This is a genomic window from Neobacillus niacini (assembly GCF_036961885.1).
Taxonomy (GTDB): Bacteria; Bacillota; Bacilli; order Bacillales; family Cytobacillaceae; genus Neobacillus; species Neobacillus niacini_H.
Map to the genome: position 1 here is coordinate 1 of NZ_JBALNQ010000084.1, position 13,471 is coordinate 13,471.

Below are 13,471 nucleotides of genomic sequence, written 5' to 3' on the forward strand. Positions count from 1 at the left end.
GCGAGAAATACTGGCGTATAGCGGGAATTTACTCTCGTATAGCGAAGTTTACTCTCGGATGGCGAGGGTTTACTCACGTATAGCAGAATTTACTCTCGGATAACGTGAACTCCCTTAAAAGGAGAAGCCGGTTTTTTGGATATGAACATTTTTTAGGGTAATATCATAGATAATAATAGCCCTTTTAATGGAGTTGATCTAATTTGAAAAAGCCGAGTGTGGAGGAAGTCCTTCAGCAGGGGATTCTTGGCCCTTTGGAAACGAAACCAGATGAAAGGCGGAAGTTTTTAGGAACATTACGTGAGCGAATTATTGTTTCCCTTAAGAAAAGCCAAGTAATAGAAGCAGATATATACCCGCAGATTGAGCAAGAAATGAAAAAAAATCCTCAGGCCAATTTGTTTTTAAATGGAAATATCGACTATTCCGCCCTGTCAAAGTATGTGAAGCTCGCAGCTAAGCACAATCTTGAGCATACAATCGTAACCAATAAGGAACACGATTCAGAAATTGGTTTAGTGCTAGCTATGGACCATGCGATTGACAAAAAAGAAATTTATATTACAAAAAAAGAAATCCATTTACCAGAACCACCAAAGAAAAAAGGTCTTTTCTCGAAACTATTTAAAGCATAATAGCTAATAAAAAGCAGTCTAATGAAAAATTTAGATTGCTTTTTCCCTATCATTAGGAAAAAAAGATTCCAATCAGCACTTTACTAGATTTAACTTCTATCCTTTTTTTCTAACTAGCAATCTAAAAAGTACTTATTTTGCCAATACTGATGAGGGAATCATTGCGGTGAAGCGGAATAGTTTGGTATCATCAGTATTAAATTAACTATTGACTTTAGGGATTGGAGGTAAGTAAAAATGACAAGAATCTCGAATGATCAAGTTAAGCATGTAGCGAACTTAGCTAGATTAGCGATATCAGAAGAAGAAACGGAAATGTTCACGAAACAGCTTGATGCGATTATTACATTTGCAGAACAGTTGAATGAATTAGATACGGCAAATGTTGAACCAACCTACCATGTGCTGGATATGAAAAATGTCTTCCGTGAAGATATTAAGCAAACAGGATTGCCACGTGAAGAAGTTTTAAAAAATGCACCTGATCATCAAGATGGTCAGATTAAAGTTCCAGCAATCATTAGCGAGTAGGAGGAAAGAAAGTGAGTTTATTCGATTATAAAGTTTCAGATCTCCATGAACTTTTACATAAAAAAGAACTAAAAGTCGCTGAGCTCGTTGATGAGTCATACGGACGGATTGCTCAAGTTGAGGATAAGGTTCAGGCTTTTTTAACATTGGATGAAGATAGGGCTCGGCAAACAGCGAAATCCCTTGATGATAAGCTTAGTACGGACTCAAAGAAAGGCATGTTGTTTGGGATGCCAATCGGTCTTAAGGACAATCTGGTGACAAAGGGACTTCGGACAACCTGTGCCAGCAAGATTCTAGAAAATTTTAACCCCATTTATGATGCGACTGTTGTTCAGAAGTTGCAGCAGCAAGAAACGGTAACAATCGGTAAATTAAACATGGACGAGTTTGCAATGGGCTCTTCAAATGAAAACTCCCATTATCAGAAGACGCGCAATCCATGGGATTTTGAACGAGTACCAGGTGGATCCTCAGGCGGATCGGCAGCTTCGGTCGCAGCTGGCGAAGTGCTATTTTCTTTGGGTTCAGATACTGGGGGATCTATCAGACAGCCTGCATCATTTTGCGGAGTAGTAGGGTTGAAGCCAACATATGGACGGGTGTCCCGCTTTGGGCTAGTTGCCTTTGCGTCTTCCCTTGACCAAATTGGACCGATTACAAGAACGGTTGAAGACAATGCGTATCTCCTGCAAGCAATTTCTGGATTAGATCCAATGGACTCCACATCCGCGAATGTGGATGTACCTGATTTCGTTGCAGCCTTAACAGGTGATGTGAAAGGTTTAAAAATTGCTGTACCTAAAGAGTATTTAGGTGAGGGTGTGACAGAAACGGTCCGCCAATCCGTGCTGGATGCTTTAAAGGTGCTTGAAAAACAAGGAGCAGTTTGGGAAGAGGTAAGTTTGCCGCATTCAAAATATGCATTGGCAGCTTACTATTTACTATCATCCTCCGAAGCGTCTGCTAATTTAGCCCGCTTTGATGGTGTTCGCTATGGCTATCGGACTCCAAATGCGGATAATTTACTTGAGTTATATAAGAAATCACGAGCTGAAGGCTTTGGTGACGAAGTAAAACGCCGGATCATGCTCGGTACATTTGCGCTAAGCTCTGGTTATTACGATGCCTATTACAAAAAGGCGCAGCAGGTCCGGACGTTAATTAAGAGGGACTTTGAAAATGTATTTGAAAAATATGATGTTATCATTGGACCAACCACTCCAACACCAGCATTTAAAATTGGTGAAAAAATGGATGATCCGTTAACGATGTATGTGAATGATATTTTGACGATTCCTGTGAACCTAGCGGGAGTACCTGGGATTTCCATTCCATGTGGATTTGATAATGGTCTGCCACTTGGTTTACAAATTATCGGCAAGCATTTTGATGAAGCGACGGTCTATCGGGTAGCACACGCATTTGAACAGGCAACAGATTTTCATAAACAAAAGCCAGGAATATAGGGGGTGAAGACGATGGAATTTGAAACAGTAATTGGTCTTGAAGTGCATGTAGAGTTAAAAACGGAATCAAAAATCTTTTCGGCCAGCCCAAACCATTTTGGTGCCGAGCCGAATTCCAATACGAGTGTGATTGACCTTGGTTATCCAGGCGTGCTGCCAGTACTAAACAAAAAAGCGGTAGAATTCGGAATGAAGGCAGCAATGGCCTTGAATTGCCAAGTGGCCACCCATACGAAATTTGATCGTAAGAACTATTTTTACCCAGATAATCCGAAGGCCTATCAGATTTCGCAATTTGATAAACCGATTGGAGAGCATGGCTGGATTGAAATTGAGGTGAATAGTTATACGAAACGGATTGGCATAACTAGAATTCATTTAGAAGAAGACGCTGGCAAACTGAGTCATGGGAATGGCTATTCATTAGTAGATTATAATCGCCAGGGAACTCCTTTAGTAGAAATCGTTTCTGAACCTGATATCCGCACACCTGATGAAGCCTATGCTTATCTTGAAAAATTAAAATCGATTATCCAGTTTACGGGAGTATCGGACTGCAAAATGGAAGAAGGGTCACTTCGCTGTGATGCCAATATCTCGATTCGACCCGTTGGCCAAGAAGAGTTTGGAACGAAAACAGAATTAAAAAACTTAAACTCTTTCAACTTTGTCCGCAAAGGCTTGGAGTTTGAAGAGGAACGGCAGCGAGAGGTTATCACGCAAGGTGGAAAAATCGATCAAGAAACACGTCGGTTTGATGAAGCGACCGGGGCTACATTACTGATGCGTGTAAAAGAGGGATCCGATGACTATCGTTACTTCCCTGAACCAGACTTACTTGATATTTATATTGATGAGGAATGGAAAGCAAGGATTGCAGCTGAAATCCCAGAGCTTCCGGATCAACGGCAGAAGCGCTATGTAGAAGAACTAGGATTACCTGTATATGATGCCAAGGTACTAACGGGAACAAAAGAAATGTCAGATTTCTTCGAAGGTACTGTAGCGGCGGGCGCAGAGGCCAAATTGGCTTCGAACTGGATGATGGGAGATGTGTCTGCTTACCTGAACGCTGAAGGGAAAGAGCTTCATCAAATTGCCCTAACACCTGAAGGGTTAGCAAGTATGATAAAGCTGATCACTAACGGAACCATTTCTTCAAAGATTGCTAAGACTGTTTTTAATGAGTTGATTGAAAACGGCGGCGACGCTGAAGCAATCGTTAAAGAAAAAGGTCTTGTTCAGATTTCCGATGAAGGGACACTTCTTAAGATTATTTCTGAGGTGCTTGATGCGAATCCACAATCGATAGAGGACTTTAAAAATGGTAAGAGTAAAGCAGTAGGTTTCCTCGTTGGGCAGCTAATGAAGGCGACAAAGGGTCAGGCCAATCCACAATTAGTAAACCAATTATTGAATCAGGAATTAAGCAAAAGATAAAATACGAAGCTGGCAGATATATACTGCCAGTTTTTTTGTCGAAAAAAACTCGACAAATATTTTTGAAGATTTCCCAGGAAAATTCACTAAATATACGGGTTTGAAAAAGACTAATCAAACGTTTGATTAGTCGACATAATTCATCCCTGTTTTCATACGAAAGCTGTTAATAATAAAGGGTTGAAGTACTTTTTAATCAAACGCTTAATTAATAATTACGCTGGCGAATATTGTCGGATGTTTCCTGATTCACTGTTTAGAATGATAATGGACCGATTTTAGAATGATAAATCGACAATAAGTTTATTAGGATTTGAGCAGAAAGCCTATCTTTTAAGCATTTCCTTACTATTTATTCAAATGATTAGTTAAATGACATAATTCTACCCTTTTCAAATGAAAAAACCTTTATTATTAAGGGGAGGATCAAAACTAATCAAACGTTTGATTAACATGCAAAAAGAAGAAATTTGTCAGTCAGAAAGATAAAAAAATACCCAGATTTTAATATCCGGGCATTTCGAAAAATTCTATTCCTTTTCTAATAGGCTGACACTTTCATTAAATTCTTTTTCAATGATATCATTTTTCCTATACGTAATTAAGCTAATGATATAAGAAACAATTAAATTTAAAACAAAACCTGGTACGATTTCGTAAAGTGTTTCACCAAGTCCAACGTTTTTCCAAACAATAACCGTAACAGCACCTACAATCATACCGAAAAGAGCACCCCAGTTGGTCATCTTCTTCCAAAATAAGCTTAGAATAATGATTGGACCAAAGGCAGCTCCGAAGCCTGCCCATGCATATGCTACAAGGTCTAGGATGGTGCTGTTTTGATCAAGAGCTAGGATGGCAGCGACAACAGCTACCAAAAGAACCGCCATTCTTCCTAAGAAGACTAGGTGTTTGTCAGATGCCTTTTTGTTCATAACCACTTTATATAAGTCTTCAACTAATGCACTCGATGTAACGATTAATTGTGATGAAATGGTACTCATAATAGCTGCAAGAATGGCTGCTAAGGCAAATCCAGCGAATAAGGGATGGAATAGAATCTGACTTAGTTCAATAAATACGGCCTCTGGATTCTTTAATACATGCTGTGGATTATTATGGAAGTAAGCAATTCCAATAAATCCAGTACAGATGGTACCAATTAGCGTGAATATCATCCAGCTCATTCCGATGCGACGGGCACTTTTTATTTCTTTTATAGTTGTAATAGCCATGAAACGTACAATGATATGCGGCTGACCAAAATAACCAAGTCCCCAAGCCATAGCAGAAATAATCCCTAAAGTTGTTGTTCCTTTGAAGAAATCAAGGTATGTTGGATCAATAGCACGAATCGTATCGAACGTTTCTGCAGGACCCCCTCCTGCGAAAACTCCAATTGCTGGAACCAGAAGCAGGGCAATCAGCATCATTAATCCTTGAATAAAGTCGGTGTAACTAACAGCAAGAAACCCGCCAAATAATGTGTAAGCAATGGTAACACCACCGACAATTAAAAGGCCTGTAAGGTAGCTTGTTCCAAAGGAACTCTCAAAAAAGACTGCTCCAGATACTAACCCTGAAGAAACATAGAAAGTAAAGAAGACCAGAATAACGATACCGGATACAATCCGTAAGAGTTTGGTGTTGTCTTTAAAACGGTTTTCCAGGTAACTTGGAATCGTTATGGAATCGTTGGCAATCTGAGTATATGAGCGAAGACGAGGTGCAACCAATAACCAATTAAGGTATGCTCCAATTGTTAAACCAATAGCAATCCATGCATCTGCTAAACCAGTTAGATAAATTCCTCCTGGCAATCCCATCAATAGCCAGCCGCTCATATCAGCAGCTCCGGCACTTAATGCTGTTACAGCGGGTCCTAAAGACCTTCCTCCAAGCATATAGTCTGTTAGATTGCTAGTTTTTCTATAAGAATACCATCCAATAAATAGCATCATCGCCAGGTAAATTCCAATGGTTACAAGCTGTAGTATTTCATTGGACATACTATTTCCCCCTTTGTTATGTTAAAATAAAATTAAAATAATATTTTATATATATGAAATATTCTATCAACTGAATTTAACTATATCTACTGCTAATTTTTAACTTTTCTAAAATAGGTTAAAATACTCTTGGAATAGTAGTACAAAAGGTATGAATTCTTTCATTTGTAAGTAGGAAATGAAAGGATTATGATAATAGGCATAGAAGGGAGTGTTTAACTTGAATTTAAATTCTTGGTTTCAAAAAGGTTTAACAAAAGATGAATACATTGGTCAAATGACAAAAAATAAAGAAGGAATGGTTTCTATTTTTGAGCGCTTTGAGTTAGACAATAAGGATAAAAAGAAACTTGAAGCACTCCAGTCAAAGAACCTGAAAGCGATTGTTCTAACAGAGGATTGGTGTGGGGATGCCATGCTAAACAACCCAGTGTTACTAAGAATAGCTGAAGCTGCAAACATGGAAGTTCGGTTTGTACTTAGGGACCAAAATCTAGAGTTAATGGATCAGTATTTAACAAATGGAACCTCTAGAGCGATTCCAATTTTTATTTTCATTGATCAAGAAGGAAATGAAGTGGGAGTATGGGGCCCGCGAGCGACAGAAATACAAGCTCTTGTAGATAAGGGACGGGCTGAACTACCGGATAAGGATGCTCCGGATTTTCAAGAGAAACAATTGGCTTTTTATAAGAGTCTCGGCAAGTCTTATCAGAACGATGCATCGATATGGCAAACCGTTGCCAACAGCATTATACCCGTTCTATTATAATGTAAAAAGAATCCCTGGACAGCAGCCAGGGATTCTTTACGTGTTGAGGTTATTATTTTTTGGAGGAATCCGATCATTAATTAGGTTGCTATCATTGATTTTTGGTTCAATTCCTAAAATGAAGTTTCGAATGTTAGAGCGGTGAAGATAGATTAAAAATATAGTGAAAAATAAAAAAATGAGTTCAAATTCAAGTTCTTGCGAAATAAACGAGTAAACCAACAAGCTTAGACCAACGGAAATGGACCCTAAAAACACGTACTTCGATAAAAAAATCACCAGAAAAAATGTTCCAAAAGCAATTAAAGCCAATGGAAAATTTGCTACTGCAAGAGTTCCAGCAGTGGTAGCAATGGCCTTACCCCCGCGGAATCCAGCGAAAATCGGAAAGCAATGACCTATTACGGCAGCTAGTCCAAAGTAAAGTGGATCAACATCAAGGTTGAAGTATAAAGGAAGTGAAGCAGCGAATGCTCCTTTTCCAATATCAACGAGTACGACGATGATAGCGGATCCTTTGCCAAGGACTCTTAATGTGTTGGTAGCGCCAGGGTTTTTGCTTCCATGATCACGAATATCAACCCCAAAAACAAGCTTGCCCACAATTAGCGCAGTAGGAATACTGCCAATTAGGTAGGAGGAAAGGATTAGCAACCAGACCATATCATCATTCCTTTGTGAGAGTGTTTACATTTACAATAGCATTTTATCATACTTCAATGGTATCATTTTAGTAATTCCTGAAAAAGGAAATATTAAAGGGGCGACCGACATGGAACAGATAAATTTTGGTCAAGTTGCTAAAAGTTATGCGAAGGCAAGAGAAGATATTCCTGCAAGTTTAATGGAAAGTCTGTTTATTCGTGGAATTTCTTTTGATGGAAAAAAGGTGGCAGATATTGGATGTGGAACAGGCGCATTAACAAGAAAAATGTCAATGAGGAAGGCAGACGTTATTGGCCTGGATCCGTCTAATGAATTACTTCAACAGGCATTAACTTTAAATGTGTCAAAAAGTTATAAAATACCTTATGTACAAGGTACCGCTGAGGATACAGGTTTACAAGAATCACAGTTTGATATGGTAACTGTCATGCGCGCCTGGCACTGGTTTGACCGGGAACAGGCCATTCATGAAATAAAAAGAATCCTTAAACCTAAAGGGTTATTACTTGTGATCGATTCGGGTTTCCTTGCAGGTCCACTAGTGGTTGATAAGACATTCGATGTAATTTCTAAATATGTTACCGGTGGATTAAAACCTGCTGGAACAAAAGCGGAATCAAAGCAGAGGATTAATGGCTTCCCAACTGAATGGTTCGGTGAATGGCAAAAGAATGGTTTCGAGCTAAGGGACTTTTATAAACTTAACTATTCCGTTTCCTATACAACAGAGACATGGGTAGAAAAGGTTGAATCGCTCTCCTGGCTCGCAGGATTAGAAGAGAAGGCTAGAGCGAATGCTTTAGTGGAATTAGCAAATTCATTACCAGATACAGACCAATTTGTAATCCCGCATGATTGTAATGTAAGCATACTAAGAATGCTAGATTAAGTCCTAAATAGATAAGTACCAAAACGTGCGTCTATAGCGCACGTTTTTTTATGCTACTATTTTAATTGTGAAAAGAAATTTTTATTAAAGTGTAGGGGTTATTTCAGGTGACATCGTCTATTAAGGTAGAAGGTCGCAGATAGAAAGGGGGAGAGAGCGATTAGTGATTCAGCTTTAATACAAAAAGTGTTGGACGGCAGTGATCATGCCTTTCGCCTTTTGGTAGAGAAGTACCGTAATGATGTGTTCCGGACCGTCTTTGCTGTACTTCGCGATCAAAAGGAAGCAGAAGATGCCGCTCAGGAAGTATTTATAAAACTATATTCCTCTCTCTCCCAATATGAGAATCAAGGTTTTAAAACGTGGATGACCCGGATTGCTGTTAATCATGCCATAGATATTAAACGGAAGCTGGCAAGACGGAAGGAAGAATCAGTCGAGTCCTTGGAACATCCGGCATTAGGGACACCGAAGGATAGTGTCGAAAAGGAATTATTTGAAGGTGAAAGGGTTACTCAGGTTAGGAAACGACTTGAGGAGCTCCCAGAGAATTATCGTGATGTCATTTACGGATTTTATATAGCGGAAAAGAGTTATCAGCAAATGGCTAAGGAACAAAATGTTCAGGTGAAAACAATCGAAACAAAGCTTTACAGGGCACGTGTTTGGATGAAAAAGAATTGGAAGGAGGACGATTTTTCATGAAGCATTTTAGTTATGATGAATGGCTCAGTTACGTTAAAGACGAAATTAATGATCAGGCCCGTGAGGAACTTGAAGGTCATTTGTATTCATGCGACCAATGTCTGGAGCATTATTTACAAGCTCTATCGGTACATGAATCATCACTTCCAATTCTTTCAAATGAGTCAAGCTTTACCGACCTGGTGATGGCTGAAATTTCGAAACAAAAAGAAGTTGTTACAAAACCATTAATAGAGTCGAAAAAGCCATTTTATCAACAGGTTGCTTTTCACTATTTGATTGCAGCCGCTGCAACCCTATTGCTTACTTTTTCAGGAGTGTTTCAATCGCTTGCAACCTATGCAAGTGCTGTCGAGGCACCACAGCATAGTAAGGAAATAAAACCTTCGATAACAGATGAAGTTATTGATAAAACCTTTGCATGGATGGATTCTTTGGAAAAAAAGGAGGCAAATAAATAATGAAAAATTCAACTAAGGCGTTGACGCTATCGCTCTTTCCCGGCCTCGGTCATATTTATTTCGGCAACATGTTCAGGGGGGTGCTATACCTACTAGCCGTTATAGGATGTGCCTTTATTACAGTTGCAGGATTATTCTCTGGCAATGAGGAAATTTCCATTCTTGCCTTTATGGCTGGTATTTTTCTCTACCTAATTAGCTTTATCGACATGGGTGTTCAAATTTCCAAACAGAAAAAGATACTTAAAGCTGCGAATCCGGATGTTCCACCATTGCAAGTAACCCAGGAGTCAGAAAGATTTCATACGATTGTGTTGTCGTTTGTTCCAGGTTTAGGTCATTTTCAGCTTGGACTAATGAACCGTGGGTTGACACTGTTAGCATCATTTTTAGGACTCGCCGTAATGGTGATTTTTATAACTGCGCTGAGTGGCCGTGGTGAGTTTATGGTGTTCCTGTTAGGGCTGCCAATCATTTGGGTGTACGGATTTTTTGACTCGGTGCAACAGGTAAATAAAAAGCAGCGTGGTGAGGAATTAATCGATAAAACGATATTTGAAGACTTTGAAACACGAAGAGAAGATGGAAAAAAGAGCAAATCCATTGCCACTTTCCTTTCCATTTTTCCTGGTGCGGGGCACCTTTATCTTGGCTTGCAAAAACGTGGAATTCAATTAATGGCGGCTTTCCTGTTTTCGATCTACATCTTAGATATTTTACGCCTTGGAATCTTCTTGTTTCTGATCCCGATTATCTGGTTCTACAGCTTTTTTGACGCTATGCAGAAGGTATCCAAATATGGTGAGGAAGAAATCGAGGATGTTCCAATTATTTCTTATTTGATCAATCATCAGAAGTGGGTGGGAATCGGTTTAGTTGTAATGGGGCTGTATTACCTATTCATGAATGTGTTAATTCCTGTTTTCTCTCCGATGATCTCAAATGTTATTCAGATCGATTTAATGTATTGGGTACAAAGATATTTTCAGACGGGGCTTGTCTGTGTGCTGTTAATTGGCGGCGGTATTAGGCTTTTATCTGGCAGTAAGCGAAAAGGGGAGGCAAATAAATCATGAAAAGGTGGAAAAACACACTAACAGGGGTACTCTTAATCGGAGCTGGAATTGGGTTCCTTTTAAGAAAAGGAAAGGGGGGGCAGGAATGAGAACTTGGCGTGTTGGTACGTTTTCGATGGGGGCCTCACTCGTTTTTCTTGGCCTCTTCCTTTTTCTTTCGCGATTTATGGGATTTGATCTTGTCCATGTGATGACGGCTTGGTGGCCGTTACTATTGATTGTTCTAGGGATTGAAATTCTCTTATACTTGTTTTTCTCACGGCAGGAGAAGCCGATTTTAAAATATGATTTTGTTAGTATCCTGTTTGTTGGGGTGCTAGGAATGGTAGGAATCTTGTTCGCGACGCTTAGTGCTACAGGTATTATGGGCAAGGTTGAAGAAGTGGTTGCAAGGGAAGAGCGGTCGTTTGAACTTCCTGATTTCTCCTATCAAATGAATGATAGTATCAAACGGGTAGTGTTACGAACAACAGGCTACCAAACAACAATTGAAGCAACAGATGAAAAAGAAGTATCGATGTTTGGAACGTACCGGACACAAACAGCGAACAAGGAAAAGCTAATTAAGAGTGCGGACGATTATGTGTATGCAAATAAAAAGGGAGATACACTTTATGTTAATGTAAAGACTCTGCCAAACGAGTTGGGACCTTTTTATAGTCATCAAGAAATTGCTTCAACCATTCTTATTCCTAGTGGTGTACAGCTTGAAGTCATTGGAAATGGTAACGATATTACCTTAAATCCACGGTCTCTTGAAAATGATTGGAGTATAAATGGTGCGTCATTCATAGATGTGAAGACTGCTGAAAATAGTAACTTGAAAATTTCTGCTGTTGGTGTAGATGTGGTGAATGGTAAGGATGGAGCGTGGCAAGTAACCGAAACCGGTGACCAGAATGAAGCAATACAAAGAAACGCCGTGTACCAGTCTGGTGAAGGTAACTACCATATTAATATTATGAATACCCATAGTGTCAGTTTAAACATACAGTAATTCGCATCTTATTTTTTGCAAAAAAATAAAAAAAGGGTATGATAGTAGACGGCAGTAAGTTGGATAGACTAATATACATTGCTTGGGTTAATCATTGTAAGCCAAGGTGTTAATTGGTAGAATATAGAAGAGACCCATCATATACCATTTATTGATTTCATAAAAATAGGATGATGAATGATGAAACGTGCACGATTGATATATAACCCGACATCAGGGCGGGAAATTCTTAAGCGCCATCTTGCTGAAATTATGGAGAAGCTTGAAATGGCCGGATATGAGGCATCTTGTCATGCGACAACGGGTGCTGGTGATGCAACGGCTGCTGCTAGAATTGCCGTTGAAAGACAGTATGATATTGTCATCGCAGCAGGCGGAGATGGTACGATAAATGAAGTGGTAAATGGCCTTGCAGAGCAGGAATTCAGACCAAAATTAGGAATTATTCCGGCGGGTACGACGAATGATTTTGCCCGAGCGCTGCACATTCCAAGAGACATTGGGGCAGCGGTCGATATTATCACAAAAGGTGAACGGATACCTGTGGATATTGGTCGAATTAATGATCGATATTTTATAAATATTGCGGGCGGCGGAAGAATCACGGAGCTTACATACGAAGTTCCAAGTAAATTAAAAACGATGCTTGGGCAGCTTGCCTATTATTTAAAAGGAATGGAAATGCTGCCTTCGATTAAAGCAACGGACCTTACAATCGAGTATGATGGAAAGCTGTTTGAAGGGGAAGCGATGTTATTCCTTGTAGGATTGACGAATTCAATTGGCGGCTTTGAAAAGATTGCTCCGGATTCATCGATTAACGATGGTTTATTTTCCTTGCTCATTTTGAAAAAGATTAATTTGGCGGAGTTTGTAAGAGTCGCCACTTTAGCTATTCGTGGTGAACATGTGAATGATCCGAATGTCATTTATGCAAAAGCGAGTAGAATTAAAGTACATTCTACTGAAAAGGTTCAAGTAAATCTTGATGGTGAATTTGGTGGGTTGCTGCCAGCGGAGTTTGCAAACTTGTACCGTCATTTAGAGGTGTTTGTGCCACTCGATGATATTCGCCCTCTTGATAAACCAAGCGATTGGGTACCTGGAACAAGATATAGCTGAAAAAGGCGCGTTCCATTGCGGAGCGGGCTTTTTTAGTTTAAAGGAATAAATGGTTCCTGTAGAGAAATAGTTATAAATGAAGGGGTGGTATCGAAATGAGTAAAAAAGCATTAATTAATATCGATTATACGGTTGATTTTGTAGCGGATGCCGGGGCTTTAACTTGTGGTGTGCCGGGGCAGGAAATTGAGAAGAAGATTGTTCAATTGACGAAGGAATTTATTGATCACGGCGATTATGTTGTTTTTGCTATTGATGTTCATGATGAAGGGGATTCCTATCATCCAGAAACAAAGCTGTTCCCTCCGCATAATATTCGCGGGACTTCAGGCAGAAATTTATATGGCAGCCTTCAAAAAGTTTATGATGAGAATAAGGACTGTGAAAATGTGTATTACATAGATAAAACACGCTATTCTGCTTTCGCTGGAACAGACCTTGAAATCAAACTGCGAGAGCGGGGAATTACAGAGGTGCATCTCGTTGGTGTTTGTACAGATATTTGTGTTCTCCATACGGCTGTAGACGCCTACAATAAAGGCTTTTCGATTGTTGTTCATAAAGAGGCTGTTGCTTCATTTAATCAAAAGGGCCATGAATGGGCATTGGGGCACTTTGTGCAATCGCTTGGAGCTATGGTTAAATAGATTTTATAATGTTAAAATTGGTTAATATGTTGAAAAAGAAGTTTTTCGGAGG

14 protein-coding genes are annotated in these 13,471 nt (G+C 39.5%); 12 read left to right on the forward strand and 2 right to left on the reverse strand.

All coding sequences use genetic code 11. The features are described from left to right. Window positions 1-203 precede the first annotated feature (203 nt). The 4 genes from V7124_RS25275 (at window position 204) to gatB (ending at window position 4,075) form a co-directional block, all read left to right on the forward strand. A complete protein-coding gene (locus V7124_RS25275; protein WP_335408568.1) occupies window positions 204-635 on the forward strand; it encodes a YueI family protein in 432 nt (143 codons plus the stop codon). A gap of 237 nt (window positions 636-872) precedes the next feature. Beyond that, the gene (gene gatC / locus V7124_RS25280) at window positions 873-1,166 is read left to right on the forward strand and encodes an Asp-tRNA(Asn)/Glu-tRNA(Gln) amidotransferase subunit GatC (RefSeq protein WP_335494512.1); all 294 of its coding nucleotides are present in this window, start codon (window positions 873-875) and stop codon (window positions 1,164-1,166) included. Between the two features lie 11 nt (window positions 1,167-1,177). Beyond that, complete coding sequence (gene gatA / locus V7124_RS25285) at window positions 1,178-2,635, forward strand: Asp-tRNA(Asn)/Glu-tRNA(Gln) amidotransferase subunit GatA (protein ID WP_335494514.1); 1,458 nt, start codon at window positions 1,178-1,180, stop codon at window positions 2,633-2,635. Window positions 2,636-2,647: 12 nt separating this feature from the next. Further along, window positions 2,648-4,075: an Asp-tRNA(Asn)/Glu-tRNA(Gln) amidotransferase subunit GatB gene (gene gatB, locus V7124_RS25290; protein WP_335494518.1), complete on the forward strand. Its 1,428-nt coding sequence runs from the start codon at window positions 2,648-2,650 to the stop codon at window positions 4,073-4,075. 530 nt (window positions 4,076-4,605) lie between these two features. Here the strand turns inward: gatB and putP are convergent. Continuing rightward, window positions 4,606-6,084, reverse strand: a complete 1,479-nt coding sequence (gene putP / locus V7124_RS25295) for a sodium/proline symporter PutP (RefSeq protein ID WP_335494522.1) — start codon at window positions 6,082-6,084, stop codon at window positions 4,606-4,608. A gap of 220 nt (window positions 6,085-6,304) precedes the next feature. On the opposite strand from putP, the gene V7124_RS25300 reads away from it, so the two are divergent. Next, window positions 6,305-6,856 (forward strand): thioredoxin family protein, encoded by a 552-nt coding sequence (locus tag V7124_RS25300; RefSeq protein ID WP_420490604.1) that lies wholly within the window; start codon window positions 6,305-6,307, stop codon window positions 6,854-6,856. A 36-nt stretch (window positions 6,857-6,892) separates the two neighbouring features. Here the strand turns inward: V7124_RS25300 and plsY are convergent, their stop codons facing one another. Continuing rightward, entirely contained in the window at window positions 6,893-7,519 is a 627-nt protein-coding gene (gene plsY, locus V7124_RS25305; RefSeq protein WP_335408581.1) for a glycerol-3-phosphate 1-O-acyltransferase PlsY, read from the reverse strand. 109 nt (window positions 7,520-7,628) lie between these two features. On the opposite strand from plsY, the gene V7124_RS25310 reads away from it, so the two are divergent. The 7 genes from V7124_RS25310 to V7124_RS25340 all read left to right on the forward strand — a co-directional run bounded on the left by V7124_RS25310 (window position 7,629) and on the right by V7124_RS25340 (window position 13,419). Further along, window positions 7,629-8,411, forward strand: coding sequence for a class I SAM-dependent methyltransferase (locus tag V7124_RS25310; RefSeq protein ID WP_335494527.1), 783 nt, complete (start codon window positions 7,629-7,631; stop codon window positions 8,409-8,411). A 189-nt stretch (window positions 8,412-8,600) separates the two neighbouring features. Further along, entirely contained in the window at window positions 8,601-9,116 is a 516-nt protein-coding gene (locus V7124_RS25315) for a sigma-70 family RNA polymerase sigma factor (RefSeq protein WP_420490605.1), read from the forward strand. Then, the gene (locus V7124_RS25320; RefSeq protein WP_335494533.1) at window positions 9,113-9,577 is read left to right on the forward strand and encodes an anti-sigma factor family protein; all 465 of its coding nucleotides are present in this window, start codon (window positions 9,113-9,115) and stop codon (window positions 9,575-9,577) included. Before V7124_RS25315 ends, V7124_RS25320 begins: the two co-directional genes overlap by 4 nt. After that, on the forward strand, window positions 9,577-10,653 hold the full coding sequence (locus V7124_RS25325) for a hypothetical protein (protein WP_335494536.1): 1,077 nt from the start codon (window positions 9,577-9,579) through the stop codon (window positions 10,651-10,653). Before V7124_RS25320 ends, V7124_RS25325 begins: the two co-directional genes overlap by 1 nt. 85 nt (window positions 10,654-10,738) lie before the next feature. Continuing rightward, window positions 10,739-11,650: a LiaF transmembrane domain-containing protein gene (locus V7124_RS25330; RefSeq protein ID WP_335494539.1), complete on the forward strand. Its 912-nt coding sequence runs from the start codon at window positions 10,739-10,741 to the stop codon at window positions 11,648-11,650. Between the two features lie 180 nt (window positions 11,651-11,830). Beyond that, window positions 11,831-12,772, forward strand: a complete 942-nt coding sequence (locus V7124_RS25335) for a diacylglycerol kinase (RefSeq protein WP_335494543.1) — start codon at window positions 11,831-11,833, stop codon at window positions 12,770-12,772. 95 nt (window positions 12,773-12,867) lie between these two features. Then, window positions 12,868-13,419 (forward strand): cysteine hydrolase family protein, encoded by a 552-nt coding sequence (locus tag V7124_RS25340; RefSeq protein WP_335494546.1) that lies wholly within the window; start codon window positions 12,868-12,870, stop codon window positions 13,417-13,419. The last annotated feature ends 52 nt before the right edge of the window (window positions 13,420-13,471 follow it).